The organism is Thermococcus sp., assembly GCF_026991495.1.
In the GTDB taxonomy this organism is placed as follows: Archaea; Methanobacteriota_B; Thermococci; order Thermococcales; family Thermococcaceae; genus Thermococcus.
The window spans coordinates 1-20,898 of record NZ_JALXBJ010000013.1 but is presented as its reverse complement, the minus strand read 5'-3'; the positions used below and the strand labels follow the sequence as shown (position 1 = coordinate 20,898).

Sequence of the window (20,898 nt, the reverse complement as noted above, 5' to 3'; positions counted from 1 at the left end):
AAAAGTTACTCCTCGATTATTGCCTTCATCCAGCTCCCCCTCAGGAACCAGGCGAGGGCTATAACAGCTCCTAAAACATTGCTCAGACCCATCCCGAGCCACATCCCGGCAGTGTCTCTCGTTAGAAGGCCCAGCCCGTAGCTGAGTGGAAGCCTTATCCCCCACAGCCTTACCATGCTGAGCACCATGCTCTTCTTAGTCTGCCCGGCGCTCTGGAAGGCGTTGTTCACGGCCGAAAAGACTCCGAAGAAGGGAAGCGAGGCCGAGAAGTACTTTACAACTTTGGCACTCTCGGCTATAACGGCCGGGTCGTTTATGAAGAACCGGAAGATGGGCACGCGGAAGAATATGAAGAGGAGCGTTCCAATCCCGAGTATCGTGAAGTTTATGGCCATCGTCTTCTCGGCTATGACCTTGGCCCTATCGTAGAGCTTCGCACCTATAGCCTGGCCAACCATCGTGCCCATCGCCATGCTTATCCCGTCGGAGAAGGCGAACATGAAGTTCGTTAAGCGGTTGGTTATGCTGTAGGTGGCGAAGGCCACATCCTCGAAGTTCGGGATTCCATGGGCCTGCCCGTAAAGCCCGCCAACGGTGAAGATGACCCTCGTGAGTATAACGAAGCCCAAAGCGGTGGTGGAGTTCCCGATGCTTGCAGGTAGGCCGACGCGGAAGATTTTAGAGTAGAACCTAACGTCCGGCTTAAGCGTCTCGGGCGTGAGGTATATTCCGACCCTTCCGGTGAAGAGGAGATAACCGCCCACGACAGAGCCAACGCTGTTCGAGAACATTGTGGCCACTGCAGCGCCTGTAACCCCCAGCCTCGGGAAGGGCCCGATGCCGAAGATGAGGAGTGGATCGAGAGCTATGTTGAGGATCACCGTGGCGATGTTTATCTTCACCGGCGTTTTGGTGTCCCCAACTGCCCTCAGGAGGAAGTTGAAGGCGAAGAGTGTGAAGGAGAAGGGTATCCCGGCGAAGATGACCCTCGTGTAGCTGAGCGCGTAGGGGTATATTGTATCGCTGACGTTCATCAGGCGGAGCAGTTCGGGAGCGAGAAGCACGCCCGTTACTCCAACAGCTGTGGCGAAGAGGAGCATGAGGGAGTATAGCGCTCCGGCGGAACGGTTGGCCTTTTCATATTCTCTGGCACCCACGTACTGGCTCACGAAGGCGAAGCCCGCTGTAGCAAACCCCATGCCTATGCTCATGAAGAACCAGACGAGGGGCCACGCTGTCCCTGGGGCTGAAAGTTCGATCCTTCCGAGTTTGCCCAGCCAGAATGTATCGGTGAGGTTGTAGAGAACCTGAACGAGCCTGTTGATTATTAATGGATAAGCTAACAGGATGAGCGTCTTGACTATCGGCCCGCTGAGAATCTGCCCCCTCATAGCCTCGACTCGCTTCATTGAGATATCCATCGAAACGCGGGAATAAAAAGCTTATCGTGGATAAAAGGGCCAGCTATTCTGCAAGAAGCTTAACGCTAAGGTTGAAGAAGTGCTTATGACCCCCGCCCCACTCTAAAGGGCGAGGCTTGTCGAAAAATGCTCACTGGAAGAACCGTGACGTTCTTTGCCGTCAGGAGCACTTCAAAGAAATCGGGGGCAACACTCAGGCTCAGCTTAGCTCATTGGCAGTAGATAAGCCTTTTGGAATCGATCGTCCACATGAAGAAAAGTAGAGAACTGGAAAGAGAAAGCCGAAAAGCCTCACTCAAGGGCCTTTCTTGCGGCTTCAAGCCTTATCCTGGCCTCTTCCCTGGCAACAACCTTCCTGATGAGCTCGACGGCATCGGGATTGGCGGAGATACTGTCGATGCCCATCCTGACGAGGAGCCTTGCCATCTTCGGGTCGCTGCCCGCCTGTCCGCAGATGCTGGTCTCGACGCCGTACTTCTTGCAGACCTTTATCGTGTCCCTGATGAGCTTCAGAACCGCCGGGTGGGTCTCGTCGTAGAGCTTGAAGACGCGCTCGTTGTCCCTGTCTATGGCAAGGGTGTACTGGGTGAGGTCGTTGGTGCCGAAGCTTATGAAGTCGAGGCCCTCCTTTATGAGCTCCTCGATGATTATCGCACTCGCGGGGGTCTCGACCATGACACCCCACTCAACGTCCTTGTGCGGGACGAGGCCGACGGAGAGTGCTATCTCCTTGGCCTTCCTGACCTGCTCCGGGTGGCTGACGAGCGGGAGCATGACACCAAGGTTGTCGTAGCCCTCATCCACGAGCTTCTTGATGGCCTTGAACTCCGCCCTGAGGAGCTCCGGCTGGTCAAGGCCTCTCCTTATTCCCCTCCATCCGAGCATCGGGTTCCTCTCTATGGGCTCGTCCTCCCCACCGGGGAGCTCACGGAACTCGTTGGTTGGGGCGTCGAGGGTCCTATACCAGACGCGCCTCGGGTAAAAGGCCTCGGCGACCTTTCTTATGCCGTTGGCGAGGACTTCAACGAGCTCCTCCTCCCTGCCCTCCTTGATGAACTTGACGGGGTGGGCGCCTATGCTGAGTATCATGTGCTCTGCCCTGAGGAGACCTACGCCGTCTGCACCGGTTGCAGCAGCGCGCTCCGCTATCTCCGGCATCGAGACGTTGACCTTGACCTCTGTGGCGGTTATGAGCGGGGCACCTGCAACCACAACCTGGCCGCCAGCTGCTTTCTCTTCCTCCTCCTTCTTGACGAGGCTCTTGACTATGCCCTTGTAGACGACACCCCTCGTTCCGTCAACGGTGACGAGCATGCCGTCCTTGAGCTTCTTGGTTGCCTCTTTGGTTCCGACTACCGTCGGTATGCCGAGCTCCCTGCCGACTATGGCCGCGTGGCAGGTCCTTCCGCCCTCGTCGGTAACTATCGCTGAAGCCCTCTTCATTGCCGGGACCATGTCGGGGTTGGTCATCGTTGTTACGAGGACGTCCCCTTCCTTGACCTTGTCAATGTCGTTGACGTCGAGGACTATGACGACCTTACCGGCGCCAATTCCAGGTGAGGCACCGAGACCCTTGAGGATGACCTCCATCTCCTCGGTGACCTCCTCGGCCTCCTCGGTCTTGGTCTCCTTGAGGGTGGTTATCGGCCTGCTCTGGACGATGTAGAGCTTGCCGTCGTCGGCATCGTAAGCCCACTCAATGTCCTGCGGGTACTGGTAGTGCTCCTCTATCCTCGCACCCATCTTCGCGACCTCGACAATCTGCTCGTCCGTCAGAGCCTGCTTCTCAACCCACTCCGGACCAAGGTGGTCGGCCACCTTGACGAGAACGGTTCCCTTGCCTGTCTCTGGATTGCGGACGTACATGACCTCCTTCTTTGCAATGTACTTCTCCTTGATCTTCCAGGTGCCCTTCTCGACGATGTACTCGTCGGGGGTAACGGCACCGCTGACTACAGCCTCACCGAGACCCCAGGCGGCGTTGATCATGATCTCGTTCCTGTCGTTGGTGACGGGGTTTGCAGTGAACATGACGCCGCTCGTCTTGCTGTTGACCATCTTCTGGACTACCGCCGAGAGGTAGACCTTCCTGTGGTCAAAGCCCTGCTTGGCCCTGTAGAAGGTAGCGCGAGCGGTCCAGAGGCTGGCCCAGCACTTCCGAACGTTCTCAAGGAGGTCGTCATCGCCGTAAACGTCGAGGTATGTCTCCTGCTGGCCGGCGAAGGAAGCCTCCGGAAGGTCCTCTGCGGTGGCCGAGGAGCGGACGGCAACGTATATGAACTCGCCCTCCTCTGGCTTCTTGTTGAAGCGCTGGCAGAGCTTGTGGTACGCGTCGAGAACCTCGCTGGCTATCTCCTCTGGCATTGGCATGCTGTCTATGAGCTCCCTTATCAGGGCGGTGTTGTCGAGGAGCTCCCTGCTGTCGTCAACGTTCGTCCTGCTCACTATGTCCATTATCCAGTCCTGGAGGGTTCTCTCCTCCTCGGGGGCGTTTGCGAGTATCTCAGCGAGAACACCGGTCTCGGCCTTCTCTCCCAAGAGTTCCCTTATCTGTTCTTTGGAGACCTTAACGTTGTTGACGAAGTACTTATACGCTTCCGCTGTGACACAGAACCCGGGTGGAACCGGTATGCCGGCGTTTGTGAGTTCGCCGAGGTTGGCACCCTTACCGCCGACGAGGGGAACGTCGCTCTTTCCGAGCTCCTCAAACCATCTTATAAACCTGTATTCACTCATGGCGCTTACCTCCTCGAAAGTACTTACCGCTGGTGATATAAGCAAACCCTATTTAAAATTAACTGAAAATGGCTGGGGAGAAGGCCGTACCCGGGTCGGAGCCGTAGGCATAATGGCTTCAGGTGAATCAATCCTAAAAGCTCCCCTTTCACTGCATAAATGTATCTAATTGGAGTTCTGTTTGACATGGTTCCTCAATGAATTATCAAGGGCGTTGGAGTATCTTTAAGCCCTATTGATTATTTTTGTATGATGGAATAATAGTACGCTATTCTCTTGGAAACCTTCAAAATCGATTTTTTCGAGGAACCGCATTGGCCCAATCGGAAAATTTAATAATCCCTTAGGTGTATACACCATTGCACATACCTGAATGGAGGTGTCTCAGATTATGAACAAAAAAGCCCTCAGTGCCCTTGTCGTGTTAATTATGGCCCTGGCAGTAGTTCCAGCGACCGCAATGCCCAAGGTGAGCGCGTCCAATACCTATAACCTGAGCCCAGCTTCGAACCCCAAGATAATGCCTGTAAACAAAGAGATCAACCAGCTTCTCCAAAGCAACGAGAAGGAAGTGAGGCTTATCGTTGCGCCCACCAAGGCCAGGGCGAACGAGGTGTTCAAGGCCCTCTCCAAGATCGGAAGGATCGACCCGATAAGCAAACCCCAGTACCAGTTCATAGTTGTAACCATACCGAAGGACAACCTTCAGAAGCTCAAGAACATAAAGGGCATACTCGCGATATGGAAGGACAGAACCGTTAAGCTCTCGAAGCCAGTTGTGGAACCTGGTCTTCAGCCGCCCCAGAAGCTCCCCCAGAGGTTCTCGGTGGCCCCGGACATGTTCCTGAGCATATACACCACCGGCGCTTACAGCGCCTGGAACGAGTACGGAGCCCTCGGTAACAACGTAACCGTTGCGGTTCTCGACACCGGCGTTGACGTCGGGCATCCCTTCCTCCAGAGAACCCTCGACGGGAGGAGGAAGATCATAGACGTCTACGATGCGAGCGACGCTGGGATAGCCCAGCTCTACTACGGCACAAACGAGACCCATGACGGCTACATAACCGTCAACATGACCGTCCCGGTTTACTGGGGTGTGTACTATAACTTCTACGGCCACCCATACATGTTCACCAACTACACGATGGGCACTTACTACGTTGGCAACATAACCGGAAGCGAGTACTACCTCGGTCTCCTTCCCGAGAGGTACTTTGACCTCAACGATCTGGTCTACGGAAACCTCAGCGATGTCTACCCTGTCTTGGTGGTGAACGAAAGCGGGAACCTCGTTGCGTACGTTGATTTCAACCTCGACAACAACTTCACCGACGACCAGCCGATGACCCTCTACGACGAGACAGGCGACTACGTTCAGATCCCAACAACAAAGGTTGACGTTGCCCTCGCGAGGGTTCACATTGGGGACATGAACAATACCGAGAACTACCCCATACCGATCTACTACGGCCCGGGCGTTGGCTACGCGATGTTCATGTGGGACAGCTTTGGCCACGGAACCCACGTCAGCGGAACAATAGCCGGAGTTCCCCTCCCGAACGACCCGGTCTTCAACGGAACTTTCACCGGCGGATACCCTGCCTACGGCATAGCCCCCAACGCCCAGTTAATGGAAGTAAAAGTACTCCCAGGGGAGTTTGGCTTCGGAAGGATAAGCTGGATCATCAACGGAATGTTCTACGCGGCACTCCACGGCGCGGACGTCATAAGCATGTCCCTTGGAGGTCTCGCAACCTACAACGATGGCCTTGAGGATCCCACCATCTTCTACGTCAACCTGATAACCGACTACTTCGGTGTCACCTTTGCAATCGCCGCCGGAAACGATGGCCCAACGACCAACACCGTCGGCTCACCCGGTGACAGCGACCTCGCGATAACGGTCGGCGCCTACCGCTCAAGCCTCCGCTGGCAGATCTTCTACGGTGTCAGCGGTGTTGCCAACACCGTGACGAGCTTCTCAAGCAGGGGCCCGAGGATGGACGGCCTCCTTGAACCTGATGTTATCGCGCCCGGTGAGTTCATCTTCTCAAGTCTCCCGCTCTGGTACACAGTGCTCTACGGTAATCCCTACAGGTACTACGGGATCTGGGACGGAACCTCAATGGCAACCCCGCACGTCAGCGGTGCCGCGGCGCTCATAATAAGCTATGCAAAGGCCCACGGCCTTAACTACAACCCGCTCATGATAAGGCGCGCCCTTGAGATGAGTGCCCTCCCCGTCCAGGAGGCCACCCCCGTTGACCAGGGCTTCGGCCTCATACAGATTGACAAGGCCATAGCAGTCTTTAAGAACTTGAGCAACGAGACGACGACCTACATCTACGGCGGAACCACCTTCACCGGCTTCAGGGACGTCTTGGGCAAGAAGAAGATACCCCTCAACCCGGCATACGTTGAGTTCAACAGCTACTTCTACGGGGTCTTTGGACTGCCGTATCTCTACCGCGGAGTCTACATAAGGAACGAGTTCCCGGAGAGCGTCCCGCTCTACTTCTACCCGATGAACTACAGTGAAGGGAACGGCCTCTGGTACACGGACTCTCCTAAGATGTACGACATAAGCACCAGTGCAAGCTGGATTATGCCGAGCAAGAACCATGTCTTGGCTGGAGGCAACGTCCTCGGATCGTTCTCCATCCAGATAGACTACTCCAAGCTCAAGCCCGGCCACATCTACGTCGGCTTCGTTTACATAGACGACCCGGACACTAGCTACATCGACGGCTTCATCCCGGTCGTAGTTGACCTCCCCCTGAACTTCCACGGCGAGAACCACGCCTCCCTGAGCGACACGGCTCTTCCAGGCGTTGCCAAGCACTACTTCTTCCAGATCCCATCTGGAGCCAAGGAGTTCCGCGTCACCCTCAAGGTTCCACGCGATATCAACGGAACCGCCATGGGCAGAACCACCCTTATGATAGCCAAGCCCGACGGCGAGGTTGTTGCCGCTTACGTGCCAGGCTACTGGTTCGTCGGCCCCGCTACCCCTGAGTACACCTGGGTCATCAAGGATCCCGAGCCCGGAACCTGGGAGATAACGGCCTATACGAGCACCTTTACAGAAGCATTTACCGGTTACAACGAGTCCCACTACAGCATAAGCGCCCAGATCTCATCGGTTACGATCTCCCCACAGAGGATCCACATTGACAGGTCTTCACCGGGAACAATACACACCCTCATCAACATCAGGAACAACAACTACCAGAGCATAATGGGCAAGGTCTACGGCCTTGGAATCGGCAGCATGGATAAGGTATACAGCATGGTTAGGAACGTCAGCCAGGACTCCTGGGATGTCATTGGAGTAATACACATAACGGACAGGGACTACTACATGAGGGTCGGCATAACCAAGCCTGAAAACCCGAAGGCTGACCTCGACCTCTACGTGTTCTACTTCCCAACCTACCAGGATCTCATCAACTTCCTCAACGGCGAGAACGCCAACTTCAGGATTTACGTGGATCAGATTGGGCCAACATCCTATGAGTCCTTCGAGGAATTCATGCCGGATCAAGGCTACTACCTCATAGCGGTCTACGGCTACGACACGGTTGGCTACAACCCGATCAGCTACCTCTTCTACTACCAGATCCTGAGGGACAACGGAGACGTGATGGTGGCCCCGAGCAGCGTCCTCTTGCCGCGGAACCAGGTGTCCTCGACCTACCTCAACATCAAAGCCTACGGCAGCGGAACCTACCTCGGTGTCGTCGCGGTCAAGGACGAGGCAACGGGTCAGGTTCTTGATTACTCGCCGATAATAGTCCAGATCGGCCTGCCGAAGATGGTCGTCTACGCCATGCCGGAGGGACCCATAACCATCGGCCAGCCCGTCAAGATAGAGGTAGTTGCCCTCGACGCCCAGAGCATGGAGCCGGTCAGCGGTGAGACGAAGGTCGTGGTCAACGGCAACGTACTCTACACCGACGATGGTGTTGTTGAGTTCTACTACACTCCAAAGAGCCTCGGTGACGTCCTCAGGATAAGCGTCATGAACAACAACTACCAGGACACCCAGAGAACCTATACTCTCTCAGACCTCGACCACATGGTTGAGTACAACTACTACCTCCAGCTCTACCAGGCCGCCCTCTCCAACTACTACTCCTACATGCAAGAGGCCCAGCAGGCCCTTCCGAGCGTTTACTTCACCATCCTGAGCAAGGTTACCGGCCTCTACACGAGCAAGGCACATGAGTACTACGAAAAGGCTGAGAGCCTGTCCTCCACGAACATCCAGAGGGCCACGTACTACATGAAGAAGGCCTACCTGCTCCAGAAGAGGGCGAACACCATAGTAGAGGTGTTCCTCAAGAAGTTCTCTGAGTGAACCCTTCTTTCTTTTTGTTTTCTCCAAATCCCAAACTTCTAAAATGAAATCTTGACCCTCTTGGCGAGGCCCCTCGCGACGAGTATCTTCGCTATCTTCTCCGGCAGGACCGAGAGGTCTCCTGCCCTGAAGGGTCCGTATTCGTTAAATTCCTCGTCTATAACCGCTGGGACATCCTCCTCGATAATGTAAGCTTCTCTCACCGGAGTTTTCGTTTCTCTGGCCATCTCCCCCTCGCTTTTTAGTGGGGATGGTTTTGAAGGAACCTCCACCTCCAAGTTGTCCAGCCCCTTCCCCTCAACGAAGGCGTTCAATATCACGAAGAGCTTCCTCTCCGGCTCGATGAGTTCCCCTTGACTGGCCGGGCCGCTGAAAACCATGTCAACCAGCTTGTGAAGCCTGGCCCTAAGGATCTCCCTAACCAGCCACTCCGCCATTCTAAGCTGCTCGGTGTAGAGGCGCTCCTCTACCTCCTCCCCTCTCTCCCTTGAGGCCTCCGCACTGAGTTTGAGGGCCTTTAGGAAGCTGCTTAGGTCTTCGTAGAACGAGGCGTCGACGTCCGCAAGCTCAGCTCGAGAGAGCTCCGCTTCAAGCATCTCTCTGAGCTTTACGATGTCCATCCCAACCACCCAAAAAGGGAAAAAGGGAGTCACTCCTCAACGCGCGGGGCTAGGAGGAACACCAGCCTGCCCTCGTCCCTTATATAGTACTCCATCTGGAGCGGCATTTCGTTGCCGAAGCGGACCGTCACCTCGTCGGCCTTACCGATGCCTTTGACCATGTCCGCGAGGTAGCTGATGCCGTACGCGCTCTTGGTCTCCTCCTCAACCTCGAGGTCAAGGAGTCCCTCGTCCTCTAAGGTGAGCTTTATCTCAACCTCGTTGGTCTCCCCTTCCGCCCTCATGGTGAACTCGCCTTCCTTCGCTATGAACTTCAGTGCATCGCTGACGAGGGAGGCGTCTTTGATGGCCTCCTTTAGAACCTCACCGAGGAGAACCACCTTGGCTGTGAACGGGAGTTCGGGGAGATCAAGTTCGAGCTCCTCGACGTCTATCAGCGGAAGCCGGAAGGTTCTCTTCGCGGTCCCCTCAAAGGTTACTTCGAGGAAGTTCTCCTCCCCCTTCTTCAGGATTAGGGTGTCCTTGCCCTTGCCCCTTTTGAGTATCTTCTTGAAGTGGTCCATGTTGATTCCGATTGTCTCGGCTTCCTCAACATCGTACTTTGAGAACACGGTCTCAGGGAGGTTCAGGTCGATGAGCACGACCCTGCTCGGGTCCATTGCCCTCATTGATATCCCTTCCTCCGTCACCTTAAACGCGGCCTCGTCAATGAGGTTGCTCGCGGTCGCTATCAGGTCCGCAAACTCCTTCGCCCCGTCAAAAACGATCTCAAACGGCATTTTTATACCCCCTTCTCAAGTATTTCAAGTGCAAGCCTAACCCTCTCTTTTCCGCGGAATAAATAAGCTTTTCCGTTGTCAACATCCGGAAGCCTCAGGTACGCCTCATCGAGCTCCTTCAGAGCCTTTTGGAGAAGTTTTTCAGCGGTCTTAAGGGCCATCTCGTTCACTCGTATGACCTCCAGACGTAGCCGCACTTTTTGCACTTGTAGAATATGGTGCTCGGCTCATCGCCGGCCCTCGTCTGAATCTCCCACCAGTAGGCTTCGACTACCTCGCCGCACTTGGGGCAGTAAACCCTTGTGGTTGGTAGGGTTTCCACCTCCTGATCGACGATAACGACACCCTCGTCAGGCCTGTGCTCTACCTTCTGGGTTATTCTCGTCTTCTTTTTGTCTTCATCGGTTATGGGCTCCTCGTAACCGCAGTTGGGACATACCCAAACGCCCCTTTTCCTGTCAGGACGCATGAGAGTGCCGCATTTGGGGCAGAACTTTAACCCCGCCATCGTCTCACCTCCAGCCGATGGATGGGTATGGGGTAAGGGAATAAAAATGTTTGCGAGTGCCCCCCGGCAACGGCGAGGTTTTTAAGAGATGGGGGCAACTGAGAACGGTGGTTCAAGATGGTGGAGGATGTGTTCGAACTCGCCAAGAGGTACCACACCGAGCTCAAGGTCGAGGAGCCGAGCCTTGCAACCCTCGCGGCGGAGCTCTTTGGGGATTTGGGGCTCAAGGCAAAGGAGTTCTTAGAGAAGGAAGGATACACGCTTGCCGGGGCGAAGTTCATAGACTACGACAAGAGCCTTGTGCTCAGCGTCATGAGGGGGGAGAACACTTACGACATCATCCTGAGGAAGACCTGAGTGAGCAGTGCTGGGGTTGTGATGGGAATGAAGAAGACGGTGGTTATCGTAGGCGGCGGGGCGGCCGGGATGAGCGCCGCCTCCAGGGTAAAGAAGATGAGACCAGAGTGGGACGTCAAGGTCTTCGAGGCAACTGAGTGGGTCAGCCATGCGCCCTGCGGGATCCCCTACGTGGTCGAGGGAATCGCGGAGAAGGAGAAGCTCATGCACTACCCGCCGGAGGTATTCATCAAGAAGCGCGGCATAGATCTCCACCTCAGGGCGGAGGTAATTGAAGTGGATCAGGGAACCGTCAGGGTTCGTGAGGAAGACGGCGAGAAAACTTACGGGTGGGACTACCTCCTCTTCGCCAACGGCGCCTCCCCCCGGATCCCCCCGATAGAGGGAATTGACCTCCCCGGTGTCTTCACGGCCGACCTTCCCCCGGATGCGGTTGCGATGAGGGATTACCTTGAGAAGAACCCAGTTGAGGACGTCGTTATCATCGGCGGCGGCTACATAGGGGTCGAGATGGCCGAGGCCTTCGCAGCCCAGGGAAAGGGGGTAACCCTCATAGAGAGGAACCCGAGGATTATGCAGAAAGCCTTCGACAGGGAGATCACGGACGTCCTTGAGGGGGAGATGAGGAAGAAGCTGAACCTTAGAACCGAGGAGATAACCCTCCGCATCGAGGGGAAGGGTAGGGTAGAGAAAGTCGTCACCGACGCGGATGAGTACCGGGCCGACCTGGTGGTGGTGGCCACTGGAATAAGGCCCAACACCGAACTCGCAAAGGGGATCGGCGTCAGGATAGGGGAGACAGGCGCCATATGGACGAACGAGAGGATGCAGACCAGCGTGGAAAACGTTTACGCAGCGGGCGACGTCGCGGAAACAAAGCACGTCATAACCGGGAGGCGCGTCTGGATCCCGCTTGCCCCTGCAGGAAACAAGATGGGCTACGTGGCCGGAAGCAACATAGCCGGCAGGGGCATTCACTTCCCAGGAGTCCTCGGGACGAGCATCACGAAGTTCTTCGACGTTGAGATAGGGAAGACCGGCCTCACCGAGGCCGAGGCAATTAGGGAAGGCTACGATGTCAGAACCGCCTTCATCAAAGCCACCACAAGGCCCCACTACTACCCGGGGGCGAGGCCGATATGGCTGAAGGGAGTCGTTGACAACGAGACGAATAGACTCCTCGGAGTCCAGGCTGTCGGCTCGGGGGTATTGCCGAGGGTGGACACGGCCGCGGCGATGCTCATGACCGGCTTCACGACAAGAGACGCTTTCTTCACGGATTTGGCCTACGCCCCGCCCTTTGCCCCGGTCTGGGACCCCCTGATAATCCTTGCCAGGGTTCTCAAGTTTTAGGCCTTTTCCCTTTCATCTTCCCGGCTGGAAAAAGTTAATAAACGGCTTTCACGTCCAACGGCTAAGGTGGTCGGTATGGGCAGGGTGAAGAGGGAAAGGTGGAGCAAGGAGTTCAGCGAGTGGTACAACGAGGTTATAGAGACTGCTGGAATACAGGACAAGCGCTATCCGGTCAAGGGGATGAACATATGGCTCCCCTACGGGCTTAAAATCATGCGCAACATAGAGAGGTTCATACACGGGGAGATGGCCAAGACTGGCCACGACGAGGTTCTCTTCCCGGCTTTAATCCCCGAGAGCGAGTTTCAGAAGGAGGCCGAGCACATAAAGGGTTTTGAGGACGAGGTCTACTGGATCACCCACGCCGGTTTAGACCCGCTCGACATAAGGCTCGTTCTCCGTCCCACGAGCGAGACCGCTATGTATTCCATGTTCTCCCTCTGGATAAGGTCGCACGCAGATCTGCCCTTCAAGGTCTACCAGATAGTCAACGTTTACCGCTACGAGACCAAGCACACAAGACCGTTAATCCGCGTCAGGGAGATAAGCAGGTTTTTCGAGGCCCACACCGCCCACGACAGTTATGAGGACGCCGAGAGGCAGATAAGGGAAGACCTTGAGATATTCGACAGGCTTGCGAAGTTCCTCGCCCTGCCTTACATAGTATCCAAACGCCCCGAGTGGGACAAGTTCCCAGGGGCCTACTACTCCCTCGGTGCCGAGGTCATGATGCCCGACGGAAGAACCCTCCAGGTAGGGACGATGCACAACTACCGGCAGAACTTCTCAAGGGCGTACAACATACAGTACGAGACAGAGACGGGAGACCATGAGTACGTCCACCAGACAACCTTCGGAATGAGCGAGCGCCTTTTGGCCGCTGTGATTGGGATACACGGTGACGACAGCGGCATGGTTCTCCCGCCGACGATAGCGCCAATACAGGTGGTAATCGTTCCCATCCCGAAGAAAGATGCAAAAGTCGACGTCTTCGCCTACGCGAGGGAGATAGCGGAGGAACTCAGAAACGCAGGAATCCGCGTCCACGTCGATGAGAGGGACATAAGACCCGGCAGGAAGTACTACGACTGGGAGCTGAAGGGCGTTCCGGTGAGAATAGAGGTCGGCCCGAGGGACGTTGAGGGCGGAAAGGCCGTTATAGCTAGGCGCGACACCCTCACGAAGGAGGTCGTTGAGAGGGACGAGCTCGTCGAGGCAGTCAGGAGAACCTTCGACGAGATAATGGAGAACCTCTATAACAGGGCGAAGGAGTTCCTCGAAAGCCACATCAAGCGCGTTGACACAATTGAAGAAGCTAAAGAGGTCTTCGAGGACAGGCGTGGAGTAGTGGAGGTTCCCTGGTGTGGCGAGGAAGAATGCGGCCTGAAGATGGAGGAAGAGCTCGACGCGAAGATGCTCGGGATTCCCTACCCGCTTGAGACGGCCAAGGCTCCCGAGGGGAAGAAGTGCCCGGCTTGTGGAAGGGAGGCGAAGTTCATAGCGAGGTTCGCGAGGACTTACTGATTTCTCTTTCCCAACAATATACTTTTGGGTAATTTACTCCAGAGTAAATTACTTACGGGTAAACTACAGCCCGGGAGGCGCTCCCATGATACTCGGAATCCACGACGGCCACGACGCCGGGGCCGTTCTCATAGGCGAAGAGAGAATTTTTGCAGTTAACGAGGAGCGCTTAAACAGAATCAAGAAGTACCGAGGTTTTCCAGAGCTCAGCGTGAGGAAAGTCCTTGAGATGGCTAAAGCAAAGCCGGAAGACGTTGAAGTCATAGCCGTTGCCGGGATTTTCAGGAAGCTCTCCCGCCTGAGGGAACTTGAGGCCAACCTCAAGGCGATTTTTGGAAGGGACTTCAAAAGAAAGGTTCTCTTCGTGGAGCACCATTTAGCTCACTCTGCCTCTTCCTACTATACGAGTGGCTGGAGGGATGCCCTCGCTGTAAGCATTGACGCCGCCGGCGACGGCCTGAGCTCCTCCATCTACGTGGCCAGAGACGGCGAGATGATAAGGATAGGCCAGAGCACCTACGTTGACTCCCTCGGCGACTTCTATGCTTCAGTCACGGAACTGCTCGGCTTCAGGCCGATGAGACACGAGGGCAAGGTCATGAGCTTGGCCGCCTACGGAAAACCAGCCTACGATTTAAGCTCGATAATCGAGCTGAACGGCCTGAGTTTTGAGAACCACCTTGGAGTAATCGGCGTCGAGGCGACGAAAAAGCTGGCAGAGTTCTTCAGGTTTCCGCTGAGGCACGCGAAGGAAATCGCCCTCAGGCTGAAGAAGGGCGAACTCGACGGAAAGCTCCAGAGGAAGGCGATAGAGATAGCCTCCAGTGCCCAGGCCCACCTTGAGAAGTTAGTTGAGGAGCTCGGCCTGAAACTTAGGGAGAGGGGCCCGAGACTGGCCTACGCGGGTGGAGTCGCTCAAAACGTCAAGGCAAACGCAATCTTAAGGCACGTTTTCGGGGACGATAACCTCTGGGTTTTTCCGGCTATGGACGACGGCGGGTTAGCCTTCGGGGCCGGAATCTTCGTCAAGACCCAGCTTGAGAGACTCGACGGAAAGTGGAGGCCCTTCAAGCTTGAGCACATCTACCTCGGCCCGGAATACGGGCAGGATTACGTGGAGGACCTCCTGAGAAGTGAGGGACTTGAGTATGAAGAGGTTGACGTCCCTTCCTTCGTCGCCGATGTCCTCGTTGAGGGAAAGCTGGTTGGCCTCTTCCAGGGAGCAATGGAGTTCGGGCCCAGAGCTTTAGGAAACCGCTCGATTTTAGCTGACCCGAGATATGAAAGCGTTAAGGAAAGACTCAACGTTGCTCTGAAGAGGGACGTCTTCCAGCCCTTCGCACCCTCACTCCTCTGGGAGAAGGCAGATGAATACCTCGAAGACTTAAACGGAACGCCCAACGAGTTCATGACGATGGCCTATACCGCGAGCGGCGAGTTCAGGGAGCTCGCCCCAGCGGTGGTTCATGTTGACGGGACGACGAGGCCTCAGGCAGTTAGGAGGGAAATCAACCCGGGATACTATTCAATAATTGCCGAATTCCATAAAAAGACAGGAATCGGAGCGGTTCTGAACACCAGCTTCAACATGCACGGTGAACCGATAGTCTGCTCTCCGAAGGACGCGCTGGGAACCTTCAGGAAAGCTGGGCTCGATGTCGTGGTAATTGAAAACCTGGCCATTCGGGCCTAAACCCCCTCCGAGAGCGCCATCTCGATGACCCTCTCAAAAACGGCACGGTGGTTACCAAAGGCCTCGAACATCCTGTCTGAGTAGTTCTCGGAGGCCCTTTCGAGGAAGGCACCCAGGTTTTTGAGTATGGTATCGTTCATGGGCATGTGGAGGGGATACGGCTCGTAGTAGTCGAGGCCCTTCATGAGGGCAGTGGAGAAGTACCAGAGGGTTTTTCTGACCTTCCTGCCTTTAACCCGGGAGAAGCTTGCCTCCATGCAGTTGAAGGCCGAGTGGAGAACCACCATCATGCCGATCTTAACTCCCTTTTTGAGGAGCTTTCCGCGCTCGTCAAGTGCCCCGAGGTCCTTTATTCTGTATCCACTTCTCGTTGTTTCGTCGTAGTCGAGCTTAACATCGTACACCCCCTCGATACGGGGATCGTAAACGAGGACGTCCGTGCCGCCCACGACGTAGAGGCCTTTCTCCCTAACCTCCACCACTGTGTTCTCCGTGCTGAGAACCGGGAGCCCCTTGGAGAGGGCAAGGGCCGAAACCGTGCTCTTCCCCGTATGGGGGTAGCCCACGAAGAGAACCGCCGAGTCGCCGGCCACAACGCTTACAGAGTCCGTGACGAAGATGCGCCCCTTCTTCAAACCCGCCCTGGCGGCGGCCTGGAGAAGGAAGAACACGGGCCCCTCGTTGCCGTAGGCAGAGGGAATGGGAGACTCTAACCTGTAGTGGTCTATGCCCCCGTGGTCGTAAGATGAGCTGAAGATCCTGAATGACTCCCCTTTAAAACGTTCAAGGATTATATCTGGCTTTCCAAGCCCCTCCCCGACGCTCGGCAGGTACCGCCTGGCAAACAGGCTCCTAAACCCCTCTTCAAAGCCGTCTTCGAGCTCGCCCCTGAGCTCTATACCAATGCTGTCAATGGCCAGCCCCATGGACTCCCCCACATCACTTATGCCGATGCATTTATATCTTTGTTGAAGGCTGAAAAGGGAAGAAGTCACTGGAGGGCCGCGAGGAGCTTCTCAAGGAACATCTTCTCGGGGTAGGCGCCCTCGAACTGGATTCTGTCCTCTCCTTCGACTTGGATTACTATCTTCGGGACGGCCATGACGCTGTACTGGTCGGCCCACTCCGGGTACTCGATGGCCTCGACCATGTCGCCGAGAACCTTGCCCCTGCCGGCGAGGGTGTTCTCAATGGCGAACTTGTGGACCATCCTAACCGCGAGGGGGCAGTAGGGGCAGGTCGGGGTGACGAAGACGAGTATTCTGACGTCCCTGTTGATGGCCTTCACGGCCTCCTTCGTCTCGGGCATAAGGTCCGTGGAGCCGTTGCTGACGTCAATGATGTCCTCAAGGAAGGCCCCGAACTCGTGGCCGGCCGGTAATCCAAAGTAGCGGACGCCCATGTCCCTTCCATCCTGGGTTATCGTCACAGCGGGAGCGCGGTCGATCCTGTACTGACCTGCGAGCTTCTTTCCCTCCTCAGTGTCGAAGTCAACCACCTCGTAAGTCAGCCTCTCCGTGAGCTCGCTGAGCTCTCCAAGGAGCTGCTTCAGCTGCTCGCAGTACTGACAGTGGTCCTTCCCGATGAAGACCATGAGCTTTACTGGCTTCGTAATCTTTGAAAAGAACTCCTCCCTGATCACCTTCTTGTCGGCATCGCTTATCAATCCCATTCCAATCACCTCAAGGTTTATAATAATCAACGCGCATTCATTCAGGGCCTGAATCCCAAAGTTTGCAACTTAAGGTTAAATGTCCACTATATAAGCTTTGCGTCACAGGTTTGGGTGGTGTTGGGCATGAGTGAGCCAGACATATTTTACATCCTCGGGAACCGGGTGAGGAGGGATCTACTCAGCCACCTCACGTGCACTGAATGCTACTTCAGCTTTCTCAGCAGCAAGGTGAGCGTTTCTTCAACGGCCGTTGCCAAGCACCTCAAGATAATGGAGCGCGAGGGCATTTTGAAGTCCTACGAGAGGGAGGGTCCATTCATCGGGCCCGCGAGGAAGTACTACGACATAGCGATATCCAAGAGCTACATGGTTACCCTTACCCCAAACATCTTCTGGTACAGGTCACTCGACCTCTCCAAGAGGCCGGTCGAGGAGGCCCCCCTCCTGAGCCTCATTGGCAGGTTCCTTGAGCTCTCGGACGAGCTGAACGCCCTGTTAGAGAGTATGGCCGAGCTGGAATCACTCAGGGATTCACTAATGGCGAAGATCAAGGAGAGGTACATGGCTGAGATAGGTGATATGACGGAGCTGGCCATACTTCACTACCTCCTCCTCAACGGCTCAGCCACCGTTGACGAGCTGAGCGACGGCCTCAACCTGAAGGAGCGCGAGGTTCTCCTCAAGGTCAGGGAGCTGGACAGGTTCGTACCGTTAAGGATAAAAGAGAACACCATCGAAATCGACAGGGAAAAACTGAAGGCAAAGAACGGCGGTGAAGAAAATGCCGGAGAAGATTAAAGTAGTGGTTAACGAAGACCGCTGCTACCTCTGCGGCGGCTGCGCAGGCGTCTGCCCGACGCTCGCAATAGAAGTGCACTCGACCGGCTGGGAGTTCTTCCAGGACAAGTGCATAAGCTGCAGGATATGCATCAACGCCTGCCCCGTTGGAGCGCTCAGCGCGGAGCCTCTGGAGGTGAGAGAATGACCTTGAGGTACGATGTCGTTGTGGTTGGTTCTGGAATTGCAGGCCCTATAATCGCTAAAAACGTTGCTAAAGCCGGCTACTCAGTCCTTCTCATCGACAAGAAGCCCGCCATTGGAAGCCCGAAGCAGTGCGCCGAGGGTATAAGCGTAAAGGTCTTCAAAGAGTACGGCATCCCCTACGACAGGCGCTTCATCAACCGCGAGATCTACGGGGCCAAGTTATACTCCCCGAGCGGCTACGAGCTGGAACTGCGTTACAAAGAGGTCAGCGGCGTGATCCTCGAGAGGAAGGTCTTCGACAAGATGCTCGCTTATTACGCGGCAAAGGCAGGAGCCGACGTTTTGGCGAGAACCGAGGCCCAGGACGTCATAAGGAAGGACGGCAGGATAGCTGGAATCAGGGCCAAGCACGAGGACGAGCTGGTTGAGATATACGCGGACATTATCGTCGCGGCGGATGGCGTCGAGAGCACGATAGCAAGGAAAGCGGGGATAAACACCTACGCCCCCCCACACGAGTTTGACTCCTCCTACGAGTACGAGATGCTCATAGAGGGCTTTGACCCGGATCTGATCCACCTCTGGTTCGGGAACGAGGTTGCTCCGAGAGGCTACGTCTGGGTCTTCCCGAAGGACGAGGACAGAGCCAATGTGGGAATAGGCATAGCCTCGGATCACCCACAGACCGCTAAATACTACCTCGACAAGTGGCTGAGAGAGAAGGGCATCCCGACCAGGAAGATACTTGAGGTAAACGTCGGCGTCGTTCCGGTGGGCGGCTTCGTAAGGGAACTTGCTAAGGGCAACGTGGTCGTTGTTGGCGACGCAGCCCGTCAGGTGAACCCGATGCACGGAGGAGGAATGGCCGAGGCGATGGAAGCTGGAACCATAGCGAGCAAGTGGATCGTAAAGGCCCTCGAAGAGGATAACATCTCACTGCTCCAGAACTACACGAGGGAGTGGTGGGAAACGGACGGAAAGAGGCTTGAGCGGATCCTGAAGGTCAGGCGTGTTACGGAGAAGCTCACGGACGAGGATCTCGACCTCTTCATACGTGTATTGAGGGGCGCCGACGCGGAGAAGATCGCGAGCGGCAACTACTTTGAGGTCATCAAAGCCCTTATCAAGAACCCGAAGGTTATGATGAGCCCCAGGAGGATAAAGCTCCTGAAAGAACTGCTTTGAGGGGTTGGACTCTCCCCCTCTGCGATCTCTTTTTTCACCACATCCACGGGCAAATGCCAAGGTCTTTCTTTGACGTTTAAACCAGAGACGTACACCGTAACCGGAGGATCCGGCTCCTGGGAGATTATTGCAGCACTTAAAGGCTTTAGCAGAACACCTCTTTTCACCGTGATGTTCAAACATTCGCTAGAGTATTCCGGAACATTGTGTGAGAGCCATCCCATGAAAATCTTCCAGCCGTCGCTATAGAAAGATGCGCTACCGACGAAGTATACCCTCCCTGCTGATTCATTGATGTAGAGGCCACTTATCGCCCCCTCCGCCCTCCGCAGTTCAAGGTCTATCCTGTACTGAGTGTTGGGGGCTATAACGTAGATCCAGGGCCTTCCGTCAGTATGACCCGAGACGTACACCAAGTTCCTATAAACCGAGACGTCTGAGGGCATCGTTGTTTGGCCGAAGTCGTACCTCCCCGCCCTAACATCACTTCCATTTTGTGAGAGTTCCAAAAAGAGGCCATAGGATCCAGGCATACCAATCTTCCAAACGTACCCAACGGCAAAAATCGATTTTCCATGCGCCTCCACTGACCTGACCTCCTCCCCGCCGTGAACGGCGAGGGTTCCAACGAACTAACCCCTCGCTAAGGGCGGAGAGGTTTGAGGGGTCTCATTAAAACCCGCTAAAAAGCGGGTCTTCGACCCCTCCGGCCGGGTCTCCGGCCAATTACCCCTCCCCTGAGCGTAAAACCCGCTCAGATTCAGGGTTATCGTTTTTGCCACCTTCTTCAAGATATTGAAAGCACCAACTAAGTCAGCATTAAACACAAGCCCCGTCACGGGACACTTAAACAATCCCCGAACAAACCTTGCCCCATAGTGAGGCTTCCCGCAAACGGGACAAGTTTTCGAAGTGAAAGCCTCATCAACGACTTCAACGAGGATACCATACTCCTCAGCCACTTCTTTAAGACGTTTAATAACGTAATTGAACCGCCAGACGTGAGAGAGGAGAAAATTCTGCCTCGCTCCCCTATTAGAATTCCTACTGATGCCCTTGGGATAACCAACGACAATTCTGCTAACGCCCAATTGATAAAGCCTTTCGAGGGTTTGCCTTACCGCCGTGTTAATGTAGTGCCTCGCTTGGAGTTTAGCCTTCTCGTGCAGTTTTTTGAGTTTTCTACTCGTTCTTGCTCCACTCTTGTTGAGTTTTGACTGGTAGTCAGCGATGACCTTCCTAAAGTAGAAGTCAATGGCTTTCAACGGTCTTCCATTCACGAGGAAGCTTTCTCCGTTTTCCACGTAGACGGCCATTAAATTATTCACTCCCAAGTCAATTCCCACTGAAAGGTTTCCCAAGGGTTGTCTTGGAACGCTTACCCATTCACCATTGATTAGCTTCTCCTCGACGGTGAAGCTAACGTGAGCATACCATTTTCTCTTGATTGGGTCATAAGTGATTTCTAAGCGTCCTTGTTTGCCCCTTCAAGTGTATTCTGCCTTTAAACTGGATTTCCAAGCGCTTGAATTTTCCGAGGCCTTTGAGAATTAGTTTATTGTTTTTGATTTTGTATTGGTCGTTTCTGAGGATGATTAATGGCCTCCGTTTTCCATTGTTCTTCAAATAGTTTGGTGGTTTGGGTTTGAACCATTCTGGTAGTTCTCTGTTCCTCTTGTTCCTTAAGAGTGAGAAGAAGC

Annotated in this window: 17 protein-coding genes and 1 pseudogene; 8 read left to right on the top strand and 10 right to left on the bottom strand. The window is 55.0% G+C overall.

Annotated elements, in window-relative coordinates:
• Window positions 1-5: 5 nt before the first annotated feature.
• Window positions 6-1,409 carry an MATE family efflux transporter gene (locus MVB78_RS01225; RefSeq protein ID WP_297487011.1) on the bottom strand — a complete coding sequence of 468 codons (1,404 nt, stop codon included), beginning with the start codon at window positions 1,407-1,409 and terminating at the stop codon, window positions 6-8.
• Window positions 1,410-1,712: 303 nt separating this feature from the next.
• Entirely contained in the window at window positions 1,713-4,157 is a 2,445-nt protein-coding gene (gene ppsA, locus MVB78_RS01220; protein ID WP_297487008.1) for a phosphoenolpyruvate synthase, read from the bottom strand.
• Window positions 4,158-4,548: 391 nt separating this feature from the next.
• Here ppsA and MVB78_RS01215 point away from each other — a divergent pair, with 391 nt between their 5' ends.
• On the top strand, window positions 4,549-8,520 hold the full coding sequence (locus MVB78_RS01215; RefSeq protein ID WP_297487006.1) for a S8 family serine peptidase: 3,972 nt from the start codon (window positions 4,549-4,551) through the stop codon (window positions 8,518-8,520).
• 38 nt (window positions 8,521-8,558) lie between these two features.
• On the opposite strand, the gene MVB78_RS01210 is transcribed toward MVB78_RS01215, so the two are convergent.
• From MVB78_RS01210 to MVB78_RS01195, 4 genes are read right to left on the bottom strand one after another with little or no spacing between them, the layout of a single operon-like run.
• Window positions 8,559-9,140: a hypothetical protein gene (locus MVB78_RS01210; RefSeq protein ID WP_297487004.1), complete on the bottom strand. Its 582-nt coding sequence runs from the start codon at window positions 9,138-9,140 to the stop codon at window positions 8,559-8,561.
• A gap of 29 nt (window positions 9,141-9,169) precedes the next feature.
• On the bottom strand, window positions 9,170-9,919 hold the full coding sequence (locus MVB78_RS01205) for a DNA polymerase sliding clamp (protein WP_297487001.1): 750 nt from the start codon (window positions 9,917-9,919) through the stop codon (window positions 9,170-9,172).
• A 2-nt stretch (window positions 9,920-9,921) separates the two neighbouring features.
• Entirely contained in the window at window positions 9,922-10,089 is a 168-nt protein-coding gene (locus MVB78_RS01200; protein ID WP_297486998.1) for a hypothetical protein, read from the bottom strand.
• Window positions 10,086-10,427: a transcription factor S gene (locus MVB78_RS01195; protein WP_297486996.1), complete on the bottom strand. Its 342-nt coding sequence runs from the start codon at window positions 10,425-10,427 to the stop codon at window positions 10,086-10,088. The genes MVB78_RS01200 and MVB78_RS01195 overlap by 4 nt, the downstream gene beginning before the upstream one ends.
• Before the next feature lie 117 nt (window positions 10,428-10,544).
• Here MVB78_RS01195 and MVB78_RS01190 point away from each other — a divergent pair, with 117 nt between their 5' ends.
• From MVB78_RS01190 to MVB78_RS01175, 4 genes are all read left to right on the top strand, one after another.
• A complete protein-coding gene (locus MVB78_RS01190; protein WP_297486994.1) occupies window positions 10,545-10,784 on the top strand; it encodes a hypothetical protein in 240 nt (79 codons plus the stop codon).
• Between the two features lie 27 nt (window positions 10,785-10,811).
• Window positions 10,812-12,137, top strand: coding sequence for a CoA-disulfide reductase (cdr, locus tag MVB78_RS01185; RefSeq protein ID WP_297487025.1), 1,326 nt, complete (start codon window positions 10,812-10,814; stop codon window positions 12,135-12,137).
• A 75-nt stretch (window positions 12,138-12,212) separates the two neighbouring features.
• The gene (gene proS / locus MVB78_RS01180; protein ID WP_297487022.1) at window positions 12,213-13,661 is read left to right on the top strand and encodes a proline--tRNA ligase; all 1,449 of its coding nucleotides are present in this window, start codon (window positions 12,213-12,215) and stop codon (window positions 13,659-13,661) included.
• 85 nt (window positions 13,662-13,746) lie between these two features.
• The gene (locus tag MVB78_RS01175) at window positions 13,747-15,354 is read left to right on the top strand and encodes a carbamoyltransferase (protein ID WP_297486992.1); all 1,608 of its coding nucleotides are present in this window, start codon (window positions 13,747-13,749) and stop codon (window positions 15,352-15,354) included.
• Here MVB78_RS01175 and MVB78_RS01170 read toward each other — a convergent pair.
• Window positions 15,351-16,280 (bottom strand): hypothetical protein, encoded by a 930-nt coding sequence (locus MVB78_RS01170; protein ID WP_297486990.1) that lies wholly within the window; start codon window positions 16,278-16,280, stop codon window positions 15,351-15,353. The genes MVB78_RS01175 and MVB78_RS01170 overlap by 4 nt on opposite strands.
• Window positions 16,281-16,345: 65 nt before the next feature.
• Entirely contained in the window at window positions 16,346-17,026 is a 681-nt protein-coding gene (locus tag MVB78_RS01165) for a thioredoxin family protein (protein ID WP_297486988.1), read from the bottom strand.
• A gap of 126 nt (window positions 17,027-17,152) precedes the next feature.
• Between MVB78_RS01165 and MVB78_RS01160 the strand changes: the two genes are divergently transcribed.
• From MVB78_RS01160 to MVB78_RS01150, 3 genes are read left to right on the top strand one after another with little or no spacing between them, the layout of a single operon-like run.
• Entirely contained in the window at window positions 17,153-17,827 is a 675-nt protein-coding gene (locus MVB78_RS01160; protein ID WP_297486985.1) for a transcriptional regulator, read from the top strand.
• Window positions 17,811-18,014, top strand: a complete 204-nt coding sequence (locus MVB78_RS01155) for a DUF362 domain-containing protein (RefSeq protein ID WP_297486984.1) — start codon at window positions 17,811-17,813, stop codon at window positions 18,012-18,014. Before MVB78_RS01160 ends, MVB78_RS01155 begins: the two co-directional genes overlap by 17 nt.
• Complete coding sequence (locus MVB78_RS01150; RefSeq protein WP_297486982.1) at window positions 18,011-19,198, top strand: NAD(P)/FAD-dependent oxidoreductase; 1,188 nt, start codon at window positions 18,011-18,013, stop codon at window positions 19,196-19,198. The genes MVB78_RS01155 and MVB78_RS01150 overlap by 4 nt, the downstream gene beginning before the upstream one ends.
• Here the strand turns inward: MVB78_RS01150 and MVB78_RS01145 are convergent.
• Window positions 19,111-19,785 carry a hypothetical protein gene (locus tag MVB78_RS01145; RefSeq protein WP_297486981.1) on the bottom strand — a complete coding sequence of 225 codons (675 nt, stop codon included), beginning with the start codon at window positions 19,783-19,785 and terminating at the stop codon, window positions 19,111-19,113. The genes MVB78_RS01150 and MVB78_RS01145 overlap by 88 nt on opposite strands.
• A 45-nt stretch (window positions 19,786-19,830) precedes the next feature.
• Window positions 19,831-20,898, bottom strand: a pseudogene (locus MVB78_RS01140) (RNA-guided endonuclease InsQ/TnpB family protein); the annotation flags it as partial.